The sequence below is a fragment of the Mesorhizobium sp. WSM4871 genome (genome assembly GCF_055811295.1).
The window spans coordinates 80,017-105,868 of sequence record NZ_JBVVPU010000013.1 but is presented as its reverse complement, the minus strand read 5'-3'; the positions used below and the strand labels follow the sequence as shown (position 1 = coordinate 105,868).

The 25,852-nt window shown below is 63.7% G+C and carries 24 protein-coding genes, 2 pseudogenes and 1 riboswitch; of the genes and pseudogenes, 12 read left to right on the top strand and 14 right to left on the bottom strand.

Features of this window, described 5'->3' with window-relative positions; genetic code table 11:
• Positions 1–49: 49 nt before the first annotated feature.
• From AC0L2H_RS25110 to AC0L2H_RS25100, 3 genes are all read right to left on the bottom strand, one after another.
• Positions 50–757, bottom strand: a complete 708-nt coding sequence (locus tag AC0L2H_RS25110) for a hypothetical protein (protein WP_473592777.1) — start codon at positions 755–757, stop codon at positions 50–52.
• A 111-nt stretch (positions 758–868) separates the two neighbouring features.
• Positions 869–1,486, bottom strand: coding sequence for a vWA domain-containing protein (locus AC0L2H_RS25105; RefSeq protein ID WP_473592778.1), 618 nt, complete (start codon positions 1,484–1,486; stop codon positions 869–871).
• Between the two features lie 12 nt (positions 1,487–1,498).
• The gene (locus AC0L2H_RS25100) at positions 1,499–2,269 is read right to left on the bottom strand and encodes a J domain-containing protein (protein ID WP_473592780.1); all 771 of its coding nucleotides are present in this window, start codon (positions 2,267–2,269) and stop codon (positions 1,499–1,501) included.
• Between AC0L2H_RS25100 and AC0L2H_RS25095 the strand changes: the two genes are divergently transcribed.
• From AC0L2H_RS25095 to AC0L2H_RS25085, 3 genes are all read left to right on the top strand, one after another.
• Positions 2,268–3,110 (top strand): J domain-containing protein, encoded by an 843-nt coding sequence (locus AC0L2H_RS25095; RefSeq protein WP_473592779.1) that lies wholly within the window; start codon positions 2,268–2,270, stop codon positions 3,108–3,110. The genes AC0L2H_RS25100 and AC0L2H_RS25095 overlap by 2 nt on opposite strands.
• A gap of 12 nt (positions 3,111–3,122) precedes the next feature.
• Positions 3,123–3,740 carry a vWA domain-containing protein gene (locus AC0L2H_RS25090; protein WP_473592778.1) on the top strand — a complete coding sequence of 206 codons (618 nt, stop codon included), beginning with the start codon at positions 3,123–3,125 and terminating at the stop codon, positions 3,738–3,740.
• A 111-nt stretch (positions 3,741–3,851) separates the two neighbouring features.
• Positions 3,852–4,559, top strand: a complete 708-nt coding sequence (locus tag AC0L2H_RS25085) for a hypothetical protein (protein WP_473592777.1) — start codon at positions 3,852–3,854, stop codon at positions 4,557–4,559.
• A gap of 59 nt (positions 4,560–4,618) precedes the next feature.
• On the opposite strand, the gene AC0L2H_RS25080 is transcribed toward AC0L2H_RS25085, so the two are convergent.
• Positions 4,619–6,550 (bottom strand): type IV secretory system conjugative DNA transfer family protein, encoded by a 1,932-nt coding sequence (locus AC0L2H_RS25080; protein ID WP_473592776.1) that lies wholly within the window; start codon positions 6,548–6,550, stop codon positions 4,619–4,621.
• 474 nt (positions 6,551–7,024) lie between these two features.
• A pseudogene (locus AC0L2H_RS25075) lies at positions 7,025–7,432 on the bottom strand (cupin domain-containing protein); the annotation flags it as partial.
• A gap of 171 nt (positions 7,433–7,603) precedes the next feature.
• Here AC0L2H_RS25075 and AC0L2H_RS25070 point away from each other — a divergent pair.
• Positions 7,604–8,791, top strand: a complete 1,188-nt coding sequence (locus AC0L2H_RS25070; protein WP_473592775.1) for a magnesium transporter — start codon at positions 7,604–7,606, stop codon at positions 8,789–8,791.
• 201 nt (positions 8,792–8,992) lie between these two features.
• Here AC0L2H_RS25070 and AC0L2H_RS25065 read toward each other — a convergent pair whose 3' ends face one another.
• Positions 8,993–9,748, bottom strand: a complete 756-nt coding sequence (locus tag AC0L2H_RS25065; RefSeq protein WP_107650733.1) for an SDR family NAD(P)-dependent oxidoreductase — start codon at positions 9,746–9,748, stop codon at positions 8,993–8,995.
• 232 nt (positions 9,749–9,980) lie between these two features.
• Positions 9,981–10,499, bottom strand: coding sequence for a hypothetical protein (locus AC0L2H_RS25060; protein ID WP_473592774.1), 519 nt, complete (start codon positions 10,497–10,499; stop codon positions 9,981–9,983).
• Positions 10,500–10,662: 163 nt separating this feature from the next.
• Between AC0L2H_RS25060 and AC0L2H_RS25055 the strand changes: the two genes are divergently transcribed.
• The gene (locus tag AC0L2H_RS25055) at positions 10,663–11,580 is read left to right on the top strand and encodes an AraC family transcriptional regulator (protein ID WP_473592773.1); all 918 of its coding nucleotides are present in this window, start codon (positions 10,663–10,665) and stop codon (positions 11,578–11,580) included.
• Positions 11,581–11,826: 246 nt separating this feature from the next.
• Here the strand turns inward: AC0L2H_RS25055 and AC0L2H_RS25050 are convergent, their stop codons facing one another.
• Both AC0L2H_RS25050 and gloB read right to left on the bottom strand, forming a co-directional pair.
• Positions 11,827–12,255 carry a cupin domain-containing protein gene (locus tag AC0L2H_RS25050; protein ID WP_473592772.1) on the bottom strand — a complete coding sequence of 143 codons (429 nt, stop codon included), beginning with the start codon at positions 12,253–12,255 and terminating at the stop codon, positions 11,827–11,829.
• Positions 12,256–12,685: 430 nt separating this feature from the next.
• On the bottom strand, positions 12,686–13,453 hold the full coding sequence (gene gloB / locus AC0L2H_RS25045; protein WP_473592787.1) for a hydroxyacylglutathione hydrolase: 768 nt from the start codon (positions 13,451–13,453) through the stop codon (positions 12,686–12,688).
• A gap of 150 nt (positions 13,454–13,603) precedes the next feature.
• Between gloB and AC0L2H_RS25040 the strand changes: the two genes are divergently transcribed.
• The 3 genes from AC0L2H_RS25040 (at position 13,604) to AC0L2H_RS25030 (ending at position 17,245) form a co-directional block, all read left to right on the top strand.
• A complete protein-coding gene (locus tag AC0L2H_RS25040; protein WP_473592785.1) occupies positions 13,604–14,392 on the top strand; it encodes a class I SAM-dependent methyltransferase in 789 nt (262 codons plus the stop codon).
• A gap of 120 nt (positions 14,393–14,512) precedes the next feature.
• Positions 14,513–16,330, top strand: a complete 1,818-nt coding sequence (locus AC0L2H_RS25035) for an ABC transporter ATP-binding protein/permease (protein WP_473592771.1) — start codon at positions 14,513–14,515, stop codon at positions 16,328–16,330.
• An 84-nt stretch (positions 16,331–16,414) separates the two neighbouring features.
• The gene (locus tag AC0L2H_RS25030; protein WP_473592770.1) at positions 16,415–17,245 is read left to right on the top strand and encodes a DUF1194 domain-containing protein; all 831 of its coding nucleotides are present in this window, start codon (positions 16,415–16,417) and stop codon (positions 17,243–17,245) included.
• A 15-nt stretch (positions 17,246–17,260) separates the two neighbouring features.
• Here AC0L2H_RS25030 and AC0L2H_RS25025 read toward each other — a convergent pair whose 3' ends face one another.
• Positions 17,261–18,196: a glycosyltransferase family 2 protein gene (locus AC0L2H_RS25025; RefSeq protein WP_473592769.1), complete on the bottom strand. Its 936-nt coding sequence runs from the start codon at positions 18,194–18,196 to the stop codon at positions 17,261–17,263.
• A 348-nt stretch (positions 18,197–18,544) separates the two neighbouring features.
• On the opposite strand from AC0L2H_RS25025, the gene AC0L2H_RS25020 reads away from it, so the two are divergent.
• Entirely contained in the window at positions 18,545–18,865 is a 321-nt protein-coding gene (locus AC0L2H_RS25020; RefSeq protein WP_473592768.1) for a DUF1330 domain-containing protein, read from the top strand.
• A gap of 22 nt (positions 18,866–18,887) precedes the next feature.
• Here the strand turns inward: AC0L2H_RS25020 and metW are convergent, their stop codons facing one another.
• On the bottom strand, positions 18,888–19,502 hold the full coding sequence (metW, locus tag AC0L2H_RS25015) for a methionine biosynthesis protein MetW (RefSeq protein WP_107650738.1): 615 nt from the start codon (positions 19,500–19,502) through the stop codon (positions 18,888–18,890).
• A 115-nt stretch (positions 19,503–19,617) separates the two neighbouring features.
• The gene (gene metX / locus AC0L2H_RS25010) at positions 19,618–20,787 is read right to left on the bottom strand and encodes a homoserine O-acetyltransferase MetX (RefSeq protein ID WP_473592767.1); all 1,170 of its coding nucleotides are present in this window, start codon (positions 20,785–20,787) and stop codon (positions 19,618–19,620) included.
• 109 nt (positions 20,788–20,896) lie between these two features.
• Positions 20,897–20,974, bottom strand: a riboswitch (SAM riboswitch).
• Between the two features lie 126 nt (positions 20,975–21,100).
• Between metX and hisC the strand changes: the two genes are divergently transcribed.
• Together hisC and AC0L2H_RS25000 are read left to right on the top strand one after the other, a co-directional pair.
• Positions 21,101–22,210 carry a histidinol-phosphate transaminase gene (gene hisC, locus AC0L2H_RS25005; protein WP_473592766.1) on the top strand — a complete coding sequence of 370 codons (1,110 nt, stop codon included), beginning with the start codon at positions 21,101–21,103 and terminating at the stop codon, positions 22,208–22,210.
• A 4-nt stretch (positions 22,211–22,214) separates the two neighbouring features.
• Positions 22,215–23,150, top strand: a pseudogene (locus tag AC0L2H_RS25000) (prephenate/arogenate dehydrogenase family protein).
• Between the two features lie 20 nt (positions 23,151–23,170).
• Here AC0L2H_RS25000 and AC0L2H_RS24995 read toward each other — a convergent pair.
• Both AC0L2H_RS24995 and AC0L2H_RS24990 read right to left on the bottom strand, forming a co-directional pair.
• Positions 23,171–24,097 carry a sugar kinase gene (locus AC0L2H_RS24995; RefSeq protein ID WP_473592765.1) on the bottom strand — a complete coding sequence of 309 codons (927 nt, stop codon included), beginning with the start codon at positions 24,095–24,097 and terminating at the stop codon, positions 23,171–23,173.
• 4 nt (positions 24,098–24,101) lie between these two features.
• Complete coding sequence (locus AC0L2H_RS24990) at positions 24,102–25,100, bottom strand: DUF2125 domain-containing protein (protein ID WP_473592764.1); 999 nt, start codon at positions 25,098–25,100, stop codon at positions 24,102–24,104.
• Between the two features lie 112 nt (positions 25,101–25,212).
• Here AC0L2H_RS24990 and AC0L2H_RS24985 point away from each other — a divergent pair, with 112 nt between their 5' ends.
• Positions 25,213–25,749: a gamma-glutamylcyclotransferase gene (locus tag AC0L2H_RS24985; RefSeq protein WP_473592763.1), complete on the top strand. Its 537-nt coding sequence runs from the start codon at positions 25,213–25,215 to the stop codon at positions 25,747–25,749.
• Positions 25,750–25,852: the final 103 nt, after the last annotated feature.

The following is a 25,852-nucleotide window of genomic DNA, read 5'->3' as shown; positions in this document are numbered from 1 at the left end:
GCGACCACTGCCCACCGCAGCCCCACAGACCGGGCGCGGGGACCAGGTATCAGCGAGAGCGGTCGAAATCGCGACGGACCTTGGTGATCTCGTCAGGCCCTTTGCCGTTGCGCACCTGGTCGAGCATCCGTTCGGCTTCTTGCTGCGCGCGGCGCTCCAGTTCTTCGCGTGCCCGTTGCTCGGCCAGGATTCTGTTGTTGTGCTCCAGCGCCTCGCGGCTCTGCTTTTCCGTGCCGACATTGCCCCGCCCCGCGACGTCGGGGCCACGGGTCTGACCCTGCGGAATGTGGTCGGGGGAGTCGTTGGTGCGCGTGGTCCGATCCTGTGCCTCCCGGGCCTGCTTCTGCTTTTCCTGCTCGCGGCGCTCGAGTTCCCGCTTGGCCGCCAACTCCTTGGCCTGCTGCTCCTTGCGCAACGCTTCCTTCCGCTGCCGCTCCTTCGTGGTTGCGTCGTCCTTCTGGAGCTGTTGCTTCTTTGCGGCTTCCTCCTTCAGGAGGTGCTCCTTACGTGCCCCTTGCTCCGCGAGGCGGCGCTCCTTCTCCGCGGTCTCACGGCGCTGGAGCTCCTGGGCGGCTTCCTGCTCCCTGGCCCTCCGCTCCAGATCCCGCTCGACCAGTTTCTCGAGGTCGCTCTTGAACTGCGCATCCTTTTCCAGCATCTCCTTCAGAAGATCCTGCTTCTCCTTTTCACGGCGCTCGCGCTCCTCAAACAACCGCCTCTCTTCTTCCTTACGGCGTTTCTGGTCATCGTCGATCATGACACCCCTCCTGCCCCCGTACCGCCCGCTGGCGCGCCTTTTTGCGCCCAGCCTGTCATCGCCGGTCCTAGGCCTCCATTGGCGCAAGGATCGGAAGCGCATGCCGTTACGTCATTTCGCAGACGGTCTTGGCAAAAGCATGGCCATCGACGTGATCTGCGAGGTCAAGCTCTCGCGTTCGACCTTACGCGACAGCTCGCGCCGCGAGACGAGGCGGGCAAGGAAGGCCTCGTCGGCGTCGTCGGTGCCGATCGCCATGATGTCGACGCCGCGCAGCCTAGCATTCTCGGCCGCGGACAGTGTGGCGGCGCGGTCGTTTGGCGCGCCGTCCGTGATGATGCACATGACGCGTTCGCGCTTAACCTTGAGCAGCTCGGTCTCGGCCAGCCTAATGGCCGCCGCCATGTCGGTCGTGCCCCCGGCATTCATCCTGGCAAGCGTATCCGAAATCGCCTGGCGTCCGCTCTGGGGCGGCAGGATGAGGCGCGCAGTGTCGTCGAAGGCGATCACGCCGACGTCGAACTCCCTCGTCACCGCCTCATCGAAATAGCCCAGGGCGCCTCTGCGCGCCTTATCGAGCTTGGACTGTTCGGCCATGCTGCCGGACGTGTCGAAGAGCAAGAAGACGACGCGGTCGCGGGTGCCTATCACTTTGCCGGTCGCCGACTGGAGCTTGAGCTGCCAAGCCGGCTTGCCGCCAGGATTGTGATTGGCCGGTAGCTGAGACATGTTGCCCCCCGGCTATAACTTCATTTCCTTCTTCAATATAGCATAGGCCTGGTTGAGCTTCTTCATGAATTTCTCCGAGACGTCCTTGACGCGATCGTCCGCGCCGGCGTGCTTGTCCGAGTGGTAGATCTGCACGAGAAGCCGGTAGCTTGCCTTCACCTCAGCCGCCGTCGCACCTGGCTCAAGGTCGAGCACCTTCAGCGCGGCCTCCCTGTCCATGTCGCCGGCTGAGCGATCACGCTGGGCGCTCTCCTTGGCATTGCCTCTGCTGAACGCCTCCTCCTGCTGCCGCTCCTGAGCGTCCTTCTGGGCCGCCTTGAGTTCATCACAGATGCTCCTGACGATTTCGATATATTCGTCCCAGCGCTCGCCCAGCAGGCATTCTGCCAAGGCCTCCGACTGCAGTCCTTCGAAGCACGCATCGACGCGGTCTCTCAGGCGGATGCTGTCCAGCGGCTCGATCGCATTTTTGGCCCGATGGTAGTCGCTCATCGCATCGAGGTAGGCGGCGTCGGCCTCGCCGAGTTTGCGGCGCATGTGACGTGTGGCGCCGGCGATGTCGCCGAAGACCGCTTGAGGGTCCGGCATTCCTTGGGTCACGCTTTCGGAGACCCATCGCGTCGCTGCCGCCTTTAGCGGGAGGGCGATCGACAAGACGTTGCGCTTGCGTGTCATACGCTCGTAGAAAGCGTTGACCTCGACAGCGTTGGACAGCGCCTCGGCGACCTGCGTGGCGGCCCCGGTCTGCAGGCTCTCCAGCGCAGGTTCGACTAGGCGGCGCATGTCGGCGCATTGCCGCTCCGTCTTCATCGCGTCCGCGGACGCGATGAAGACGGAGCGGCAATGCGCCGACATGCGCCGCCTAGTCGAACCTGCGCTGGAGAGCCTGCAGACCGGGGCCGCCACGCAGGTCGCCGAGGCGCTGTCCAACGCTGTCGAGGTCAACGCTTTCTACGAGCGTATGACACGCAAGCGCAACGTCTTGTCGATCGCCCTCCCGCTAAAGGCGGCAGCGACGCGATGGGTCTCCGAAAGCGTGACCCAAGGAATGCCGGACCCTCAAGCGGTCTTCGGCGACATCGCCGGCGCCACACGTCACATGCGCCGCAAACTCGGCGAGGCCGACGCCGCCTACCTCGATGCGATGAGCGACTACCATCGGGCCAAAAATGCGATCGAGCCGCTGGACAGCATCCGCCTGAGAGACCGCGTCGATGCGTGCTTCGAAGGACTGCAGTCGGAGGCCTTGGCAGAATGCCTGCTGGGCGAGCGCTGGGACGAATATATCGAAATCGTCAGGAGCATCTGTGATGAACTCAAGGCGGCCCAGAAGGACGCTCAGGAGCGGCAGCAGGAGGAGGCGTTCAGCAGAGGCAATGCCAAGGAGAGCGCCCAGCGTGATCGCTCAGCCGGCGACATGGACAGGGAGGCCGCGCTGAAGGTGCTCGACCTTGAGCCAGGTGCGACGGCGGCTGAGGTGAAGGCAAGCTACCGGCTTCTCGTGCAGATCTACCACTCGGACAAGCACGCCGGCGCGGACGATCGCGTCAAGGACGTCTCGGAGAAATTCATGAAGAAGCTCAACCAGGCCTATGCTATATTGAAGAAGGAAATGAAGTTATAGCCGGGGGGCAACATGTCTCAGCTACCGGCCAATCACAATCCTGGCGGCAAGCCGGCTTGGCAGCTCAAGCTCCAGTCGGCGACCGGCAAAGTGATAGGCACCCGCGACCGCGTCGTCTTCTTGCTCTTCGACACGTCCGGCAGCATGGCCGAACAGTCCAAGCTCGATAAGGCGCGCAGAGGCGCCCTGGGCTATTTCGATGAGGCGGTGACGAGGGAGTTCGACGTCGGCGTGATCGCCTTCGACGACACTGCGCGCCTCATCCTGCCGCCCCAGAGCGGACGCCAGGCGATTTCGGATACGCTTGCCAGGATGAATGCCGGGGGCACGACCGACATGGCGGCGGCCATTAGGCTGGCCGAGACCGAGCTGCTCAAGGTTAAGCGCGAACGCGTCATGTGCATCATCACGGACGGCGCGCCAAACGACCGCGCCGCCACACTGTCCGCGGCCGAGAATGCTAGGCTGCGCGGCGTCGACATCATGGCGATCGGCACCGACGACGCCGACGAGGCCTTCCTTGCCCGCCTCGTCTCGCGGCGCGAGCTGTCGCGTAAGGTCGAACGCGAGAGCTTGACCTCGCAGATCACGTCGATGGCCATGCTTTTGCCAAGACCGTCTGCGAAATGACGTAACGGCATGCGCTTCCGATCCTTGCGCCAATGGAGGCCTAGGACCGGCGATGACAGGCTGGGCGCAAAAAGGCGCGCCAGCGGGCGGTACGGGGGCAGGAGGGGTGTCATGATCGACGATGACCAGAAACGCCGTAAGGAAGAAGAGAGGCGGTTGTTTGAGGAGCGCGAGCGCCGTGAAAAGGAGAAGCAGGATCTTCTGAAGGAGATGCTGGAAAAGGATGCGCAGTTCAAGAGCGACCTCGAGAAACTGGTCGAGCGGGATCTGGAGCGGAGGGCCAGGGAGCAGGAAGCCGCCCAGGAGCTCCAGCGCCGTGAGACCGCGGAGAAGGAGCGCCGCCTCGCGGAGCAAGGGGCACGTAAGGAGCACCTCCTGAAGGAGGAAGCCGCAAAGAAGCAACAGCTCCAGAAGGACGACGCAACCACGAAGGAGCGGCAGCGGAAGGAAGCGTTGCGCAAGGAGCAGCAGGCCAAGGAGTTGGCGGCCAAGCGGGAACTCGAGCGCCGCGAGCAGGAAAAGCAGAAGCAGGCCCGGGAGGCACAGGATCGGACCACGCGCACCAACGACTCCCCCGACCACATTCCGCAGGGTCAGACCCGTGGCCCCGACGTCGCGGGGCGGGGCAATGTCGGCACGGAAAAGCAGAGCCGCGAGGCGCTGGAGCACAACAACAGAATCCTGGCCGAGCAACGGGCACGCGAAGAACTGGAGCGCCGCGCGCAGCAAGAAGCCGAACGGATGCTCGACCAGGTGCGCAACGGCAAAGGGCCTGACGAGATCACCAAGGTCCGTCGCGATTTCGACCGCTCTCGCTGATACCTGGTCCCCGCGCCCGGTCTGTGGGGCTGCGGTGGGCAGTGGTCGCCACGGACCTGTTAGTCAGCGTCAGCCGCTTCGTCGCGGCGCGTCCAGGTCCTCGTCCCAAACAGCTTGGCAATCGCCGGCATTTTGTCGGCGAAGGTTTTCGTTAACCTGATCGGCTTCATGCCTGTGGCCATGACCACGATCAGGTCCTTGTAGGGCGGTCCCGCGAGCTCGTGCGGCTCGGCGAGCTTGCGGCGCGTCTTGTCGAAGACCGCGTCGACGTCCCCGAGCTCGTTTGAGAGCTGCTGCGCGGTCTGGTCCGCCAGCGGCGGGTTCATGTAGGCCCGCAGGCCACAGGCGCCGATCATGCCGCGCGCGATGTCCTTGCCGTAGGCGTCCTCGAGCTGGGAGATGTATTGAACGAACATCCAGAGCCGGAGCCGCTTGTTGAGACCGACTTCCAACGCTTGGCGGACGGGATCCATACGGCCGAGTTGCGGTAGCTCGTCGAGGAAAAGTTGCACGAGGGGCGCGTTGCGTTCGACCGGCATGTCAAACAGCATCTTGACGTGCTGGGCGATGATCAGCCGGATCAGGCCAGCATAGGTGCGCAGTATAGCGGGCGATAGGCAGATGTAGATGGTGGCGGGCTTGTCTTCCCTCAGCACGCCCGGCCGCCAGTCGGACTTCGCCGTGACCTTGGGGATTTGGCTGCCCTCCCAGGCCGACAGCGCGACCAGGGCGGTCTGTGTGACGCCGGACAGCGTCTTGGGGTCCATGGCCTTCAGCGAATGGGCCGCGCGCTGCAGGCTCCTCACCTGGGACTGGTCTTCCGATCCCAGGATGAACTGCGACCACATTTGCTGGCTCAAGACGTCGAGGACGGTCTCGAAGTTGCGTTCCTTTGGCTTGAGTAGAAGGCAGGTGTAGCAGACGACTGCCGTGAGCAGGCCGATCGCGGCATTGTCCCAGTAGGGGTCTTGTTCGCTCCTATTCACGACCAGCATGTCGGCGACGAGCTTGCTGTCTTCCCAGATGTAGTCTGGATTCGTGCGCACGGCGTCGAGGGGGTTGTAGGAATGGCTCTCCTCGGCGTTGACGAGATCCAGCCGGAAGACGGGACCGCCGAGAGCCTCGCGCCATTTGCTTGTCTTTCGATAGAGCTCTCCGGTCACGTCAAGCACGACGGCCGCACCTCGCCATCTCAAAAGGTTGGGCAGAACGTGGCACTGGGTCTTGCCAGAGCCCGGAGGCGCGATGGTGATCAGCGAGCCCTCGCCTTGGTAGTAGACCGGTACGGTTCCGCCCTCCTTATTACCGATGAACAGCCCGTCCAGCCCGTCCTGCGTCGTGACCGCCTCGGCCCCGCTGCCGCTGGGCTCGTGCCAGCGGTTGCCTCCGGAAATGCGGTCTGTCAGTCCCTGGGCGGCGGGCTTGCCTTTGTAGCGCTTTTGGACGCTCTCGACTGTGGAGAATATCTCCGAGATGGCGCTGTCGCGCGTCAGGTTAGAGTTGACCGCCTCGAAGTTGATGATGCCGGCGCTGGATGTGAGCTGGAACTGGTTGGCCGCGCGGACGTCGGCGACAGCCCAGTTTCCCTTTATGATCTCGCACTTACCGTCGCCCCAGACCAGCGCGAAGAGGAGCTTGCGGAAACGGCCTTTTGCGAGCAGGTTGCGACGGTGCAGCAGAAAAAGTATGCGCGCGGCCTCGCGTTCTTCCTGCTGCATTGTCGCCACGCTCCGGCGCAGCTGGTAGGCGCACCTTACGCGCACATTCGGCGTGGTGCGCTGGCCGTTGCGCTCGATCTCGATTTTGACCTTCCGGTCCACCATGCCCGTGGACCAAAGCACGCCGTCCTTGCGGTCGAAGAACTCATGCAGCGCCGGTTCCGCGATTGAGTCGTAGCCCTGTTCCTCGCTGTTCGGCGTGAGCGTCTTGATCCTCCTGAAATACCAGGCGACTACGATCAGGGCGATAATGCCGAGGATGATGAGTTCCATTGCGACCTCTGACCGAACATGCCGAACATCCTGCCGCGCGCAGCGCATGGATTCGGATCGGCCGGTCGACCAATGGTACCGGCAAGCCCCCACTCGCTCCCCACGTCCATGTATAGTCATAGCACGAGTAAGTTGACCCGTCGTCCCTGACGCTGGCTAAAAGTGAATGGGAAGCGGAAACGGGACTTAAGCCTTACGTAGCGGAAGGCCTGCACGATCGCGAGGATTTGCGGGGGCCACCGGCGACAGAGCAGCGATTGATGGGGCGATACGATCGGCAGATGCTCATCCCTGACGGGCTGGGATATGAGGCGCCACACGTCGCTGTCGCCCTTCCGAAGACCGAAGCCGACGTGCAGCTACCGGCCCCATTGATGCCCATAATCGGTCTGTAGTCGAGCGACGGGTTTCGGGTAGCGACCGTTGCAGGCTGAACGGCTGAGGTCGAATTTCGTCGTTCGCAGCGATTGGGTTTCAACCCTGGGGCGGCTCCCAGCCCGGTTCGGCCAGTTCGAAGGCGGCGAAATCGAAGCCTGGCGCCACGGTGCAGCCGACCAGCGTCCATTCGCCCAGGCTGCGCGCCGACTGCCACCAGCCGGCGGGTACGACGATTTGCGGCCGCTCGCCCGCGCGAAGAGCCGTGCCCAGCACCTGTTCGATCACCGGCCCGTCTTCCTGGTGCATCGACAGCGCCAGCGGGGCGCCGGCATAGAAATGCCAGACCTCGGCCGCGTCCCTGACCCGGTGCCAGGCCGATAGTTGTTCCTCTTCCAGCAGGAAACAGATCGCGGTCGAATGGCCGCGCCCGCCTTCCGCGCCGTCGCGAAAGGTCTCGGCGTACCAGCCGCCTTCCGGATGCGGCTTCAGGCCGAGCGTGGCGAGATGGCGTCTGCTGGGTCGACGCTCAGTCGACGTGCATCAACTCATATTAGGCCGCAATAACTTCGAGAACCACAAGGCGGAATGCAGGGGCCGGAAGAAGCTGGGTATTTCCACACTGGTACGATCCGATACTTTACATACTATGTGGCCTTCAATTGGGGGCTATAGCAAATGAAAGAAGAGACCGGCGTTCAGAAGTTGGTGCGCACGCTGCGTGCCCGAGCACCTGATGACCCAGCTGAATTGCTCGCCAGAGAGTCTCCCGAGTTCATCCGCGACACACTAAAGCTGTTGCCGGACGGGCACGCCCGTAAGCTGGCCGAGCATTTGCCACTGCATATGCGGCCCATCGGGTCTCATGGCGGTGGCGAGGATGTCGCGATGCCCGAGTCGCTCATCGAGCTGATGGACCCGATTTCCGCCAGCGTTCCTGTCGGGACGACAGTTGCTGCCGCGGTTGAAGCTGTCAGACGCGCCCAGGTGCCGACCGAGCTCACTTATCTCTATGTCACGGACGAGGGCAATAAACTGGTTGGCCTGGTGGTCCTGCGCGATCTAATGCTGAGCGAACCGGACGCAATTGTCGATCAGATCATGCTGCCCAGGCCGTTCGCTCTTAATGTCGGTCTCTCTTTGAGCAACGCATGCGAGGCAGCGGTACGGCGTCACTACCCTGTCTACCCGGTGGTGGACGCGGAGAACCGGCTGCTCGGCCAGGTTCGCGGTTGGCGCCTGTTCGAGCAGCAAATCATCGAGGTTTCCGCCCAGTCTGGCCAGATGGTAGGTGTCCAGAAGGAGGAGCGCCCTTCTACGCCGCTGTTTTCAGCCTTCCTGAAGCGTCATCCGTGGCTGCAGTTAAACCTCCTGACGGCCTTCATGGCCGCATTCGTCGTCAGTTCGTTCACAGGGACGATCGAGAAGATCGTTGCCCTGGCGGCGTTCCTCCCGGTCTTGGCCGGGCAGAGCGGAAACACCGGCTGCCAAGCACTGGCGATGACCCTGCGTGGCCTTGCCCTGGGGGATGTGGACAAACGACCGAAGCTGCACCTGGTGATGAGAGAGGGCGCGCTCGGGATCGCCAACGGCTTGCTGGTCGGCCTTCTTGCGGCTGCGGCGATGTGGTTCTACGCCTCGAGGCAACCGGAGTCGGCGGCCCAAGCGCCCATGCTGGCACTTGTGATCCTGCTTGCCATGTCCGGATCGTGCCTCATGTCCGGAATCTCCGGCGTGCTGATCCCGTTGGGCCTGCGCCGGGTCGGCGCTGACCCGGCGGTCGCTTCGGCGATCTTCCTCACCACCTTGACCGATATCGTAGGCATGGGCCTGATGCTGGGGCTGGCCACCATACTCGTGCTGTAGCGAGGCGCGTCCAGTGACGCGCCCCTGGGAATTGGGGGCAATAAGCTGACCTCGTCGCGTTCAGCGAAATTACGAGAGCCAGGTCGCATCGCGCACGCATCGAGAGAAGCACCTTCCGGCAGCTCTCGGACCCCTTGCGCAACGCGACGGAGACTCCGCGCCGGCCTGAGCTTTTCGGCCCGCGAGACGGGCTGGTCGCGGTCAGATGTTCTGGCCGCCCGACACTTCGATCCGCTGCGCGGTGACCCAGCGGTTGTCGGAACCGATCAGGCTGGCGACCGCCGGACCGATGTCGTCTGGCAAACCGACGCGGCCAAGCGCGATCATGTTGGCGAAGGCCTCATTGTACGCAGGCGTGTCGCGCACCGCGCCGCCGAGAAAGTCGGTCTCGATCGCCCCGGGGGCGATTGTGTTCACTGTGATGCCGCGGCTGCCCAGTTCCTTGGCCATGTAGAGCGTCAGGATCTCGACCGCTCCCTTGGCGGCTGAATAGGCCGAGAATCCCGGATAGCTGACGCGGGTCAAGCCCGAAGAAAAGTTCACGATGCGCCCGCCATCGGCGAGCAGCGGCAGGAGCGCCTGGGTCAGGAAGAACACGCCCTTGACGTGAACGTTGAACAGGAGGTCGAACTGCGCCTCGGTCGTCTCGGCAAAGGCGGCCATTTCGCCGTGGCCGGCGTTGTTGATCAGATGATCGAACTTATCTCGGTTCCATGTCGAGTTCAGCGCCGAACGGACGCTCTTGACGAAGGCGGGAATGGCGGAGACGTCGCCGACATCGAGTTGCAGCGCGACCGCCTTGCGGCCCATGCTTTCGATCTCGGCCACCACGGCCTTGGCGCCCTCGGCGCCGCTGCGATAGGTGAGGATGACATCGCCGCTATGGCGAGCGATGCTGATGGCGGTGTTGCGGCCCAGGCCGCGGCTGCCGCCGGTGACGATCGAGATGGTGGTCATCGGTATCTCCTTGGTGATGAGCATTGTGCCCATCAGCACTATCGTCGACCGGACCCGATCCATGTTGCCGGATAGTCGGCCATTCTTGCCTGTTTCTACGCGGGGCATGTGCTGTCGCGGTGCGATGCGGGGACGCGATAGCCATTTCCCGGGCGCCGCCGAGGTCGACGGCGCTCGCTGCAAACAGCGGCCAGTCGACGAGCGACGGCGTGGCGCAAGTAGGGCAAGGGATTCAAACGCCGTCGCTGCTGCTGCTCCGTCGTTGCATATCCGCGCCGTTGGAACCGTCGAAGTGCAACTGCAGGCGGAGCAGCGCCCTGCCGCACACGCTCTCCAGGAAAAGCGTGACGGTGGCAACGAGGAGAAAGAGAAGCCCGGTGACGCCGGTGACCACCATGGCCGTGGTAACAGGGGCGGCAGGGAGATACCCCAACTGGACAAGGTACGAACCGGCGAGACCCAGGACGGTAGTTGCAGCGAACAGGACCACTGCGGCATTCAGCAGGTCAAGTCCGCGCAACTGCAGGCGTATCCGCCGCTCCGCGAGAGTGGTCGCCGCCGCCGGGTCCGCATATTGCGACGACAACCGGTCGTCGCGAGCGGCCAGCGACGCGCGAAACTCTCGCCATTGCGTGATCGCGAGGTTGTAGCGCATCGTCGCGCCGTTTTGCAGGACGGCGCAGGCGTTCGTCAGGATCGCTGGCCCCGCTATGAAGGACAGCGGAAAGAACGGATTATCGATGAAGGTCAACTGCACCTCCTGCGGTCTTCGTGTGGCAGCCAGTAGCCTAGCAACCCACGCCCGTCCCTAGCCCCATCAAAGAAACGTCCGAAGTTGCTGGAAACTCGCGAGTTCTTGCCTATTTCTCCTCATGGCGTTGTGACGCCGGGGGGACGTGGGTTACTATTCGCCCATGGCTCACACTTTGCTCGAGGCCGTACGGCGCTATGCGGAGGCACACGCAGACGCGAACGGCATTGCCCAGACGCCGATCCCGGGACTGACGCTCATTCGGCAGACGGCGCCGACCGAGTTGCAATACGCCATCAACAAGCCGCTGATCGCCATGGTGCTGCAAGGAAGCAAGCGAGTGGCCATGGGAAGCAGCACGTTCGACTTCGGCTCGGGAGAGTCTCTCCTGATCACCGCCGACGTGCCGACCGTCAGCCAGATCACGCGCGCCAACATCAGCGTTCCCTATTTCTCGCTCGTCGTCGATCTCGATCCCGCGGTGATCGAGAGCCTGGTCGTTGACATGGGTTCGCTCCCGTTCGATGCCGGCAACCCGGTCCGCGTCGATCCGACCGAAGCGGAAGTCGCCGACTCCGCATTGCGCTTGATGCGCCTCCTCGATCGGCCAGCGTCGTTGGCCGTTCTGCAGCCTCAGTTGATCCGGGAACTGCATTTCTGGCTGTTGTCGGGTCGGCACGGCGGAGCAATTCGTAGCCTCGGCGTTACCGACAGCCATGCGCAGCGCGTGGCGCGCGCGGTGGCGCTCATTCGCGCAAACGTCGCTGAGCCGCTCGGCGTGGAGCAGCTGGCGGACGCCGCCAGCATGAGCGTTTCGTCGTTCCATGAGCACTTCCGGGCCATCACGTCCCTGACGCCGCTTCAGTTCCAAAAGCAACTCAGGCTGATCGAAGCACGTCGGATGATGCTGGCCGATGGCGAGATGATCAGCAACGCGGCCTACGCCGTGGGATACGAGAGCGTCCCGCAGTTCACGCGCGAGTACGGTCGCATGTTCGGGCTGCCGCCCGCTCGCGACTTGAAAGCCGCCAGGATCCGAATCCGGCCATCGCCCGAGTTGGCCACTTCAAGTGTCAATTAACAGGCACACGCACGCTCAATCTTGATCATCGATAGCGTGACCGAACTTCCGAAGCGGGTCACGTCACGACAATGCCCACGCCGATCCAAGCGTCCGCTCTTGAAGACCCGCAGCCTAAAGCCGCCAATCCGGTTCCGGCCCCATTGATGCCCATAATCGGTCTGTAGTCGAACGACGGGTTTCGGGTAGCGACCGTTGCAGGCTGAACGGCTGAGGTCGAATTTCGTCGTTCGAAGCGATTGGGTTTTAGGGCGCCCCCGGCTCCCAGCCCGGTTCGGCCAGCTCGAAGGCGGCGAAATCGAAGCCTGGCGCCACGGTGCAGCCGACCAGCGTCCATTCGCCGAGGCTGCGCGCCGACTGCCACCAGCCGGCGGGCACGACGATCTGCGGCCGTTCGCCCGCGGCCAGCGCCGTGCCCAGCACCTGTTCGATCACCGGACCATCTTCCTGGTGCATCGACAGCGCCAGCGGGGCGCCGGCATAGAAATGCCAGACCTCGGCCGCGTCCCTGACCCGGTGCCAGGCAGACAGTTGCTGCTCTTCCAGCAGGAAGTAGATCGCGGTCGAATGGCCGCGCCCGCCTTCCGCGCCGTCGCGAAAGGTCTCGGCGTACCAGCCGCCTTCCGGATGTGGCTTCAGGCCGAGCGTGGCGATGATTTCGGCGGCGCTGGTCATGCGTTCAGGCTAGCACGGCTTTTGTTCCAGCATCGGGTTTTTCCCAACGCCGATCCTCACCCTGGGTCCGAAGATCTAGTTCTACTGCGTCATATCCACTGTTCATAATTGTCGCTCCTCGGCGCTGCCCCTCACCTGCCTGCCGGCATCCTCTCCCCGTATAGTGACGGGGAGAGGGGCACTCTCATCCACGATTTCGCCAATTGTCAGCGCTGGAGGAAGAACGCCGGCGTCGCGGCCAGCCACTCTCTCCCCGTCACTATACGGGGAGAGATGTCCGGCAGGACAGTGAGGGGCAGCGCCAACGGTAACTGCCGTGTTCGGCCAAAAAACCATGACGCAGTAGATCCAAGTCTTTGTTTTTTCGCATGATCTTCTCCGAAAAGTCTGCGACTTTTTGCTGTGCTGACCTTCGGTTCGGGATCGTGCTCTAGAAATTGTCCTTGCGCTTGCGGATCTCGGCGAACACTTCGGCGTCGGTGGCCTTCTCCATGCCGAGATGCTTGCGGATTGCCGGGTCGTGCCAGCGCAGGAACGGGTTGGTCGACAATTCCTCGCCGATCGTGGTCGGCAGCGTCGGCTTGTCGTCGGCGCGCAGTGCCTCGATTTTCGCGGCGCGTTCCTTCAGCGCCGAATTGGTCGGATCGACCGTCAGCGCGAAGCGGGCGTTGGCGAGCGTGTATTCATGGCCGCAATAGACGACCGTTTCGGCCGGAAGGGCGGCGAGCTTCTTCAGCGAATCATACATCACCGGCGGCTTGCATTCGAACAGCCGGCCGCAGCCGAGCGCAAACAGCGTGTCGGCGGTGAACGCCACTTTCGAAGCCGGCAGATGATAGGAGACATGGCCCGCCGTGTGGCCTGGCGTCTCGATGACGTCGATCTTTTCGTCGCCGAGGCGGATGACCGAGCCCTGGGCCACGGTCTCGTCGATGCCGGGGATCTTTGCCTCTTCGGCCTTCGGCCCGATAATGCGCAGCTTGAAACGGTCCTTCAGCGCCAGATTGGCCTCGACGTGGTCGGCATGGTGGTGGGTGATCAGGATCATCGTCGGCGTCCAGCCGGTGCGCTCGATCGCGGCCAGGATCGGCGCCTCCTCGGGCGCATCGATGATCGCGGTCTGGCCGCTTTTGGGGTCATGCACGAGCACGCCGAAATTGTCGCTGCGGCACATGAATTGTTCGATCTCAACCGGCATAGTATCTCTCGCTTTTATCTGCTGCATCGTGCTTTCCGAAAATCGGATCCGATTTTCGGGAATGCAGTCGTCGCAGACATAGGGCGCTTGCCCGCATATGTCATCCGCCTTTTGTTGAACTTGGGCGGCATCGAAGCTACCGTCCGGCGCATGCATTCCGACATCGTCGACCTCCGCTCCTTTTATTCGACCACGCTCGGGCGACTCGCCGAGCGCTCGATCACCATGGCGCTGTCCTCGATATGGGCCGTCGTGCCCAACGAGCGGCTGGTCGGCCTCGGCTATACCTTGCCGTGGCTGGAGCGGTTCGGCGCCGATGCCGAGCGTGTCTTCGCCTTCATGCCGGCGACGCAAGGCGCGGTGGTCTGGCCGGTCACGGGGCCGAGCGCGACGGCGCTGGTCTTCGACGAGGAATTGCCGCTGGTCGATTCCTGCATCGACCGCATGCTGCTCGTCCATTCGCTCGAACATGTGGAGAACCCGCGCGAGACGCTGAACGAGATCTGGCGGGTGCTGTCGCCCGCGGGGCGCGTCGTCATCGTCGTGCCCAACAGGCGCGGCGTCTGGGCCCGTTTCGAGCACACGCCGTTCGGCAACGGCCGGCCCTTCTCGCGCGGCCAGCTCACCGAGTTGCTGCGCGAAACGAATTTCACGCCGGCTGCCTGGTCCGATGCCCTGTTCTTCCCGCCATCGCGGCGGCGCTTCATGATGCGGTTCCACAATGTGCTGGAACGCGCCGGCCGGCGGTTCTGGCCGATCTTTTCCGGCGTCATCGTGGTCGAGGCGCAGAAGCGGCTCTATCAGGGCGTGCCGGTCGCGCAGCGCGCCTCGCGCCGCGTCTTCGTGCCGGTTTTCTCGCCGCATGGCGCCACCAGGCTCGGGCGGCTGTCCGAAGCCGCCGACAGAGCGTCCCTACCCACAAGGGTGACGCGTTCGTGATCGGGCTTGCGCTTTTTCCTAACTATCTGTCGAAAGCGGGTTTGCAGCCCGATTGAAGGCGCGGGCCGCCAATGCCCGTGACCGGTTCCAGTGCCGCTTCCGAACGCAGGGATCTCACTCATGGCTGATCATCCAGACGACATGGCCCGCGCGTCTGTCGAGGCCAGCAGCCTGCGCGACCAGCTCGCGACGATCAGGCTGGCGCTGGCGGCTTCGCCGGTGCGCAAATATCTGCTCTGGCTCTCCATCGGCATCGTCGCCGTCATCGTGGCGACCTCGGTCGGGCAGGTTCTGCTCAATCGCTGGAACCAGCCTTTCTACGACGCGCTGGCGCGGCGCGACATGCAGGGCTTCCTGCATCAGCTTCTCGTCTTTGCGGCAATAGCCGGGACGCTGCTGGTGCTCAATGTCGGTCAGACCTGGCTCAACCAGATGATCCGGCTGAAGTTGCGCGAGGCGCTGACGGTCGACCTGATCGGCGAATGGATGCTGCCGGCGCGTGCCTTCCGGCTGACCCATGCCGGCGCCATCGGCGTCAATCCCGATCAGCGCATACAGCAGGATGTCGGGCATCTCTCCGATCTCTCGACCGATCTCGGCGTCGGGCTGCTGCAATCCTTCATCCTGCTCGCGTCGTTCATCGGCGTGTTGTGGACGCTGTCTTCGGGCTTCGTCTTCCATATCGGCGGCCATTCGCTGGCGATCCCCGGCTACATGGTCTGGGCGGCCATCCTTTATGCCGGCATCGCCTCCTGGCTGAGCTGGCTGGTCGGGAGGCCGCTCATCCGTTTCAACAGCGATCGCTATTCGCGCGAGGCGGAGCTGCGGTCCTCGGTGGTTCGCGTCAACGAAAATATCGATGCCATAGCGCTCGCGCATGGCGAGGTCGATGCCAGACGCCAGCTTGAACTCGACCTTGGCACGGTGCTGGGCGCGATGCGGCGGATCTATCATGCCCAGATCAACCTGTCCTGGGTCACCGACACCTATGGCTGGATCACCGTCGTCGCGCCCATCCTGGTCGCTTCGCCGGTCTATTTCGCCGGCGATATCAGCTTCGGCGGGCTGATGATGGCGGTCGGCGCCTTCAACCAGGTCAATGCGTCGCTGCGCTGGTTCATCAACAATATCGGCGCCATCGCCGACTGGCGCGCCACGCTGATGCGCGTCGCCGACTTCCGCATCGCGCTTGGCGAAACGGATGTGCTGCACGACACGGAAAGCCGCATCGAGTTCGGCGAAAACCCGGATGGCCGCCTGACCTTCGAGAAGCTCGAAATTGCCTCGCCCGACGGATGCACGAAGCTTGCCGAGCCGCATGTCGAGATCGGCGCCGGCGAGCGCGTCATGATCACCGGCGATCCGCGCGCCGGCAAGACGCTGTTCTTCCGCGCCATCGCCGGCCTGTGGCCGTGGGGAAGCGGGCGGATCGGCATGCCGGCCAAGGAAATACCCGCCTTCGTCCCGCGCACCCCCTATTTCCCGCTCGGCACGCTGCGCGATGTGCTCAATCACGTGGACGGCACCGCCAAGGTCGACGATGCCGAGATCTCGGAGGTGCTCGCCGAGGTCGGTCTCGAGCGCCTGTCGTCCTCGCTCGACCGTTCCGCGCGGTGGGAGCATGAACTCAGCGACGACGAGCAGCGCCTGCTGGCCTTTGCCAGGCTCGCCTTGCGGCGGCCGAAATGGGTGATCATCGACGAAGCGCTGGATACGTTCGACGGCGCGACGCTGAGACAGGTGCTGGCGATGCTGGAAAAACGTCTCGCCGGTGCGGCCATCCTCAACATCGGCCGCGGCCAGCACAACACCCAGTTCTTTCCGCGCTCGCTGACGATCGTCAAGGATGCCGGCCGGCCGGCGCTCAAGCCGGCCAGTGTCAGGGCCGGGGCGATCGAGCCGCCGCCGGCCGCTGCTATGCGCCGGAAGAAGAAGTAGCCGGTTTCATCCCGCCAGCTTTATTTCGCCGCGATCGCCGGGGAAATTGTCGGCATAGTTGCAAAGCCTGTGAGGCTTTAGACCATGCGCGGCGCGATCAGCCTGCTTGCCTGCCTTGCCTGCGCCCAGGCAGCGCCTGTTGCCACCCCTCTGGCCGCACCCGCCAATGGTATGGCCGTGGACGTCGAACTGGTGCTGGCGGTCGACATTTCGCAGTCGATGGATGAAAACGAGTTCGCCCTGCAGCGCGCCGGCTATGTCGAGGCGTTGCGCCACCCCGACTTCATCAGGGCGGTGCGCTCGGGCACCACCGGCCGCATTGCGCTGGCCTATTTCGAATGGGCCGGCACCGTCCGCGACGATGGGGTCATTGCCTGGCAGGTCATCGACGATGCCGAGAGCGCCAACGCTTTCGCCGACAGGATCGAGGCCCGCCCGTTCAGGAGTTTCCGCGCCACCTCGATCTCCGGCGCGCTCGCCTTCGGCACGGAGCTGCTGGATGGAGCCGCTTTTGATGCGGCGCGCAGGGTCATCGATATTTCTGGCGATGGCCCGAACAATATCGGGCTACCGGTCACCATGACACGCGACGCCGCGCTGGCGAAGGGCATCGTCATCAACGGCCTGCCGATCCTGATCAGCCCGTCGCCGACCTTCAGCCATCTCGACCGGTACTATGCCGAATGCGTGACCGGCGGGCCCGGCTCCTTCGTGCTGCCGATCTACGCGGCGTCCGAATTCACCACCGCCATACGCCGCAAGCTGATCCTCGAGGTCAGCGGCGACCCGTCGGTCGACCCGGGGGCCGATCCCCGGCCGGTCCGGATCGATGCGGCGGCGCCGATCGACTGCTTGCAAGGCGAGCGCGACCGGCGGTTTTTCTCAGATCCGTTTTTCCCCGAACTCGACCGGTGAAACTTCGCAGCTGGGTCAGGCGGGCCGTGCGCCGTACTTGCTGCGGAACTCATCGTAGAGATCGCGCCGCCAGCGCCGGCCGCCGACATAGCCGCGAAGCAATTGCGGCAAGGAGTAACCGAGCGCCTTCGACGAGCGGTTGGCCAGATAGCCGGCAAATGCCTGCGAGATCCTGCCCTTCATCGTGTCGGCAATGATCTGTCTTGCGATCATGTAGGGCGGAATGTCGGGATAGCGGTCGATGATATAGGGATGCTTGCAGATCAGGTTCGCATAGGCTTCGACATAGCCGTCACGCTGGCCGGAGATCGAATTCTCCGAATTGTACTTTTTCCAGTCGACGTCTTCGGACAGTTGCGCGCCACTGCGGCGAGCCAGGCGCAACAGCAATTCGCGATCCTGCATCCGCGCTATGTCGCTGTCGTAGCCGCCGATCGCCAGCAAGGCCTCGCGCCGGGCGGTAATCGCCGATCCGGCAATGAAAATCGTCTGCGCCACCAATGCCCGTTCCAGCGTGTCCCGGCTCAGGAACGCGTCGCGGTTGATGCAGTTGGTGCTGCGGCCACCCTTTAGGGACACGAACGAGCTGATCAGGATTTCGAGCGTTGGGTTCTCCTCGAACCAGGCCAGCGTCCGCTCCAGCCGGTTCGGCAGATAGACGTCGTCGGAATCAAGGAAGGTCACCACGGGGGCGCGTGCGCGCTCAATGCCGGCATTGCGGGCGGCATTGGCGCCTCGCCATTTAGCGCCGACATAGATGAGGCGGGGATCGCGGATGGCGGCAAGCGCGGCTTCGGTGCCATCGGTCGAGCCATCGTCGACGACAATGTGCTCGAAGCGGGTGAGGTTTTGCGCCAGCACGCTCTCCACCGCGCGCAGGACTTTGTCGCGCCGGTTGTGGGTCGGCGTTATCACCGTGATGAGCGGAGCGGGATTCATCGTCTCGGACATGTCGCCTCGGCGCGTTCCACGACAATCGAATGGATCTGATATTCGCCTTCCATGCCCGTCCCAGGTCGCGTTTAGCGGGACCGTACAAAAAAGAAGCACCGGTGTCACGCCAAAGTGAACGGTGGTTGATCCGATGTGGCGAATTTGCAACTCGGCGCTCCAGGCGCCACCCCTTGGCCGGTATGTACTTCGTGGCTTCGGGGTAGATTTCATGACCTTGGAGGCACATTTCATGACCTCTGAGGTACATTTCATGACCTTGGAGGTAATCGACCAGCGTCCGGCGCGTCGGCAAAGTCCCCTGCATGAAGCCTGTTGTTCAGCTTCGATCTTCAAGGGAGTTTCGTCATGACCGCTTACGCCGTTGCCCATATGCGCCAGGCCACAATGGGGCCTGGGATCGTCGAATATCTGCACAGGATCGACGCCACCCTGGAGCCCTTCGGCGGCCGTTTTCTGGTCCATGGCGGCGATGTGGAGGTGATCGAGAACGAATGGCCGGGCCACCTCGTCATCATCGAATTCCCCGACAGGGAGCATGTGCGCGGCTGGTACAATTCGCCGGCCTACCAGGCGATACTGGCCTTGCGCACGGACAATTCCCGAGCCGATGTGGTGTTCGCCGACGGCGTCGAACATCCGCACAAGGCAACGGATGTCCTGAAGTAGGCATATCGCCGGGGCGCGAGTTTCATCGCTTCAGCAGGAACACCGCTTGCTGACCGAAGAAATTCCAGAACCACCACGGCATGGAGAGGCCGATCTTCTGGCCGTTGCCGTCGAGCGCGGTCGCCTTTTCGACAGTGGCGCCGAGCTCGTCGCACAGATTGACGAAGTCGCGAATGGTGCAGAAATGGATGTTGGGCGTGTCGTACCAGGAGTAGGGCAGGTCGTCGTTCACCGGCATCCGCCCATGGACGAACAGCGAGAGGCGCACCCGCCAGTGGCCGAAATTGGGGAAAGAGACGATGGCGCGGTTGCCGATCCGGAGTAGTTCGTCGAGCACCAGCTTGGGGTTGCGGGTCGCCTGCAGCGTCTGCGACAGGACGACGAAATCAAAGCCCTTGTCGGGATAGAATTCGAGATCCTTGTCGGCGTCGCCCTGGATGACCGAAAGGCCGCGCGCCACGCATTCGTTGACGCCGCGCTGCGACAATTCCATCCCGCGGCCGTCGACCTGCTTGGTGTCCTGCAGCAATTCGAGCAGCAGGCCGTCGCCGGAGCCGACGTCCAGCACCCGCGACTGCGGTGGGATGAGATCGGCGACGACTTCGAGGTCGACGCGCTGGGCGCGATTGACGCTCATGGGCGGAACCTTTGCCTGGCGCATGATCCCGATCCGAAAAGTCTGCAACTTTTCGGGGTCATGCGCTGATGCCTGGCGCATGGTCCCGATCCGGAAAGTCGGCAACTTTTCGGGGTCATGCGCTGAGCCCTCTGGCGCGCGCGGCCGAGGCAATGAAGCCATTGATGGCGGCGAACAGCTCCGGCTCGTCGAGCAGGAAGGCGTCGTGGCCGCGGTCGGTCTCGATTTCGACGAAGGAGACCGAAGCGCCTGCCGCGTTCAACGCATGGACGACCGAGCGGCTTTCCTCGGTCGGGAACAGCCAGTCGCTGGTGAAAGAGACCAGGCAAAAGCGGGTTTTGGTGCCGGCGAAGGCGTCGGCCAGCCGTCCGCCATGGTCGGCGGCAAGGTCGAAATAGTCCATCGAACGGGTCATGTAGAGATAGGAATTGGCGTCGAAACGGTCGACGAAGGTCATGCCCTGATGGCGCAGGTAGCTTTCGATCTGGAAATCGGCGTCGAAACCGAAGGTGAGTGCTTCGCGGTCCTGCAGATTGCGGCCGAATTTCCGATGCAGTGCCGCCTCCGACAGATAGGTGATGTGGGCGGCCATGCGCGCCACCGCCAGCCCCTTTTCAGGCCGCTTGCCTAGCTCGAAATATTTGCCGCCATGCCAGTCCGGGTCGGCCATGACAGCTTGCCTGCCGACCTCGTGGAAGGCGATGTTCTGCGAGGAATGGCGGGCGCCGGTGGCGATCGGCAGCGCCGAGAAGACGCGTTCCGGATAGCTCGACGCCCATTGCAGCACCTGCATGCCGCCCATCGAGCCGCCGAGCACGCAGAACAGTTTTTCGATGCCGAAATGGTCGATCAGCATGAGCTGCGCCCGCACCATGTCGCGGATGGTGATGACCGGCAGATCGAGCCCGTAAGGCTTGCCGGTGGCGGGATTGATCGAGGCGGGACCGGTGGAGCCGAGGCAGCCGCCGATGACGTTGGAGCAGATGACGAAGAAGCGGTTGGTGTCGATGATCCTGCCAGGGCCGATCAGCACCTCCCACCAGCCGGGCTTTCCGGTCACCGGATTGGTGTTGGCGACATGCTGGTCGCCGGTCAGGGCGTGGCAGACGAGGATGGCGTTGGAGCGGGCGTCATTGAGGGTGCCGTAGGTCTGGTAGGCGATCTGGAACGGCGACAGCAGCGCGCCGGCGTCGAGCTTGAGCGGCTTGTCGGCGCCGAAACGCAATACCGGGCTCGATGGCTGGTCGGCCTCATTATTGGTTTTTCGAGCGCGCAGAGCGGCCATCACATCCTCTTACACGGCCTTGCGAAGATCGCTTGCGATCGTCGCGCCGATGCGGTCGTCCGGCCGGCCGCGGACAACAAAAAACCGGCAATGCCATCGCAAAGCCGGTTACAGGATGCAAACGGCCCTTTAGCGAGTTGTTTAACGTGGCTGCAAGCCGACCGGCCAAATCACCACGGAATTTCACTCTCTTCTAAGACCGGCGCGGGCCGGCGTCAACGGCCATGATTTGCCACCTCTCGACATTCCGGGCCATGGCTTGTATTTCCGCTGCGGCTTCCGGACGGAAGCACTCTCGACGGATTTTTACGACATGAACCAGACACCGGACAAGGCACGGCCAACGCCCCGCGCGGGGATCATGGACATCGAAGCCTATGTGCCGGGCAAGAGCACGGCGCCGGCCGGCGTGGCGAAAGTCCACAAATTGTCGTCGAACGAGAACCCGCTCGGTCCCTCGCCGAAGGCGATAGAGGCCGCGCGCGAGGTCGCAGCCAGGCTCGACGTCTATCCCGACGGCACCGCCAGGCGCCTGCGCGAGGCGATCGCCGAGGTGCACGGCCTGAATGCGGCAAACATCATCTGTTCCAATGGTTCCGACGAGATTCTGGGCCTGCTGGCGCAGACCTATCTGGCGCCGGGCGACGAAGCTATCTTCACCGAACACGCCTTCATGGTCTACAAGATCTATATCCAGTCGGCAGGTGCTGTCCCGGTGTCGGTCAAGGAAACCGACGAGCGCGCCGATGTCGATGCGATATTGGCGGCCATCACACCGCGTACCAGGATCGTTTTTCTCGCCAATCCCAACAACCCGACCGGCACCTATATGCCGTTCCAGGAGGTGCGTCGGCTGCATGCCGGGCTGCCCAAAAACGTGCTTCTGGTGCTGGACGCGGCTTACGCCGAATATGTGCGCCGCAACGACTATGAAGCCGGCATCGAGTTGGTCGGCGGAACCGAGAACGTGGTCATGACCCGCACCTTCTCCAAGCTCGGGCTTGGCGGCGCGCGGATCGGCTGGATGTACGGGCCCATGCACATCGTCGATGCGATCAACCGCATTCGCGGTCCCTTCAACGTCAATGCGACGGCGATCGAGGCCGGCATTGCCGCGATCCGCGACCGTGCCCATGTCGAGCGCAGCGTCGCGCACAACGAAACCTGGCTTGCTTGGCTGAGCGAGGAGCTGACAAAGCTCGGGCTGCGGGTGACGCCGAGCGTCGGCAATTTCATCCTCATCCATTTTCCCGAGGACAAGAAGCATTCGGCGGCCGCCGCGGACGACTATCTCACCCAGCGCGGCTACATATTGCGGCGTGTTTCCGGCTACGGCTTCCCGCATGCGCTGCGCATGTCTATCGGCACCGAAGAGGCCAATCGCGGCGTTGTCGCCGCACTCACGACATTCCTGAAAAGCTGAGACAATGACATCACCGATGTTCGATAAGATCGCGCTGGTCGGCATCGGCCTGATCGGCTCGTCACTGGCCCGCGTCATCCGCCGCGAGGGCCTGGCCCTGCATGTCGCCATCGCGACGCGCAGCGAAACCACGCTGGCGCGGGCCAGCGACCTGGACCTCGGCTCCTCCTACACCATGGATGCCAGGGAAGCGGTCCGCGATGCCGATCTGGTCATCGTCTCGGTGCCGGTCGGGTCCTCGGGCGAAGTGGCGGAGGAGATTGCGCCGGCACTGAAAAAGGGCGCCATCCTCACCGATGTCGGTTCCACCAAGGCGTCGGTCATCGCACAGATCGAGCCGCATGTGCCCGACGGCGTGCATTTCATCCCTGGCCACCCGCTGGCCGGCACCTAAAAGTCGGGGCCGGACGCCGGCTTCGCCGAGTTGTTCGAAAACCGCTGGTGCATCTTTACGCCGCTGCCCGGCACCGACCCCGTGGCCCTGGAAAAGCTTTCGGAATTCTGGCGCCGCTGCGGGTCCAACATCGACACGATGGATCCGCAGCATCACGACATGACGCTGGCTATCGTCTCGCATCTGCCGCACATCATCGCCTACAACATCGTCGGCACCGCCGACGACTTGCAGTCGGTGACCAAGTCCGAAGTCATCAAATATTCGGCTTCCGGCTTTCGCGACTTCACTCGCCTTGCCGCTTCCGACCCGACCATGTGGCGGGATGTCTGCCTGCACAACAAGGACGCCATCCTCGAAATGCTGGCGCGGTTCTCGGAAGACCTCGCCTCGCTGCAGCGAGCGATCCGCTGGGGTGACGGCGAGAAACTGTTCGACCTGTTCACCCGCACCCGCGCCGTGCGCCGCTCGATCATCGAGGCAGGCCAGGATATCGATGCGCCGGATTTCGGCCGACAGGCGGTCGAGCATCCTGTAAAGCAGTAGTCCGTCTCGGCGGCGGGCCGTCAGTCGGCCGGCCAGTGAGCCGCCATCATGGCCAGCGTCTCGGCCCGGTCCGGCGCGCCCAGCCTGCCGCCGAAACGCAGGCATTTGAGCGCGGCGGCGGCGCTGGCAAAGTGCAAGGCCTGCTCGACCGGCATGGCTTCCGACAATGCGACGGCAAAGGCGCCGTGAAACACGTCGCCAGCGGCCAAAGTGTCCACCGCCTTGATCCGCGGCGCCGCGACATGGCGCACGGATTGCGCCGGGCGATCGAACCACCAGCTTCCCGCCGCTCCGCCGGTCACCGCGACGAAGGCGTCCGTGCGGCTGGCGAGATCGGCGCAGGCGGTCTCCGGGTCCAAGGCCTGGCCACAGACGATGCGCGCGGCCGATTCCGAAGCAACGATGTGCGAGGCCAGCGGCAGCAGATGCTCCAGTACCTCGAGCGGCGCGGTGTCGGCGTCCAGTATCGCCGGCCGGCCGATGGCGCGCGCCGCCGCCAGCGCCAGGGCGGCGGCGCCCGGCCAGCGCACATCGACCAGCACGGCATCGAAGGCCGTGAGATCCGCGACAGGCAGCGCCACGGGATCGGCCTGCGTGCGCGTGTCGTAGAAAGGGACGATGACACGCTCGCCATGGGCATCGACCAGGATGGCGGCCAGTGCCGATCGCGCGCCGGGAATTCGCCGGACAAGACTGCAATCGACGCCTTCGGCCTCGACCTCAGCGATGAGACGATCGCCGACGGCGTCGTCCCCGGCGCTGGCCCAGAGCGATACCGCCGCGCCGAGGCGTCGCGCGGCGCAGGCGGCACTTGTCGCCATGCCCGAGGCGATCTGGACACCATCGGTGGCTATGAACTTGCCCTGATGCACGGGCAGGGTCTCGACACGAAGGATGGTGTCTTGGGTAAACGCGCCAACGCTGAGGAGCCTGACCGGTTTTTTCATGGGGTCAGTCGACCGGCTTGATCTTGCCCAGCGGGATGAAACCCAGCGAGGCCTTGCCCTTGACGATCCTCAGCGGCATCGACGGTTCGTTGCCGAGCAGGGCCAGTCCGGCAAAGCCGGTTTCAATCTGTCTTTTCTGCTCTGGGATAGCCGCGCCGAGGATTGCCGCAACGGCTTTCGGGTCGTTCAGCTTGATCATCAGGTTGGCGTCGATCAGGCCGTCGGTGTTGACCGACACCGGTCCGGAAACGGTGATACGTGCGGTTCCCGACGACAGATCGAGCTTGGTGATGTCGACAGCCTGGCCGCGCAGGCTCCTGGCTTGCATCTTGATCAGCGCCAGCCCGTTCTTCAAGGTCACCTCGCCGCTGCCGTTGAGCGGCGGCAGCACGCGCCCATCGATGGCATCCGGGTCGATTTCGAGATCGGTAAAACTCCCGACATAACCGATGTCCTGGCCATTCGGACTGAGTTGCCCGGCCGCCGTCCCGGCGCTGAACAGTTCGACCGGATCGGTGCCGTCGGCCGGGTCGGTCTGGCCGGACAGGCCTTCGGTCTCCAGCGAAACGCGCCGCGGCAGGGGCCAGGACAATTTTGCGTTCGCCTGCAGATTGTCCCAGTCGATCCACAGCGGCGCCATACCCGGAAACGAGGTTCTGAGCGGCCCGCGCAATTCGGCAAAAGGCGACAGGATCCGGTCGATCCGCGTGACGGCATTGAGGCTGCCGCTCGAAACGGCGACGTTCCTGTTGTCGTCCTGATACGCCAGATTGTCACAGGAAATGGCAAAGCTCAGCGGATAGCCGCCGACTGTGAGATTGGCGCAGTCAGCCTCGATGCCCTTGCCGTTGAGCTCGGTGACGGCCTTGTCGGTTTCGCTCCTGACCTTGTCGGCCAGGTAGAACCAGCCGGCGCTGTAGATGCCGAACAGCACCGCAACGAAGGCGGCAAGCCAGAAGAGGCGGCGGCGAAAATTCGGCGGGCGCTCTTCACTTGACGTCATGCTGCGGCTCTCGTTAACGCGTGTTGCAGGAATCGCTTCCGGCAACAGAGATAGACGGAGACGATTGAAAAGACACCGATTCCGGTGCGGTGCTGCAGTCAGGCTTGGCGATATGGGCGATTTTTGGGTTTTTGGCTATGGTTCACTGATCTGGCGGCCGGGATTTGCGCATGTCGAGACGCGGCGCGCGCGCCTCCACGGCTACCGCCGGTCGCTCTGCGTCTATTCCTATGTGCATCGCGGCACGCGCGAGCGGCCCGGCCTGGTGCTCGGCCTCGATCGCGGCGGCTCCTGCGTCGGACTGGCTTTCCGCGTCCCCGGTGACCTGCGCGACGAAGTCATCGCCTATCTGCGTGAGCGCGAGCTGGTCACCAGTGTCTATCTCGAGCGCATGCTGCGGGTCCGCCTCGACGACAGCGATACAGGCGCGGACAGGACGGTCGAGGCGGTCGCCTATGTCGTCGACCGCGACCATGAGCAATATGCCGGCGCGCTGGATGAAGCGGACGCGGCGCGCGTGGTTCGCGGCGCCGTCGGCCGGTCGGGAAAGAACGAGGACTATGTATCGAACACGCTGGAGCATCTCGAGGCGCTGGGCATCCGTGACCATTGGCTGGAAGAGGTGGCGCGACAGGTCGCGCCTTTGTGAAGCACTGGTGGGGTGTAAAGGACGACCTGGCCTTTGACCTCCGTGCCGCACGACATAGGTTAAGCGCAGTCGGGCGCGTTCCCGTCCGAGCTTTCCCATCCTC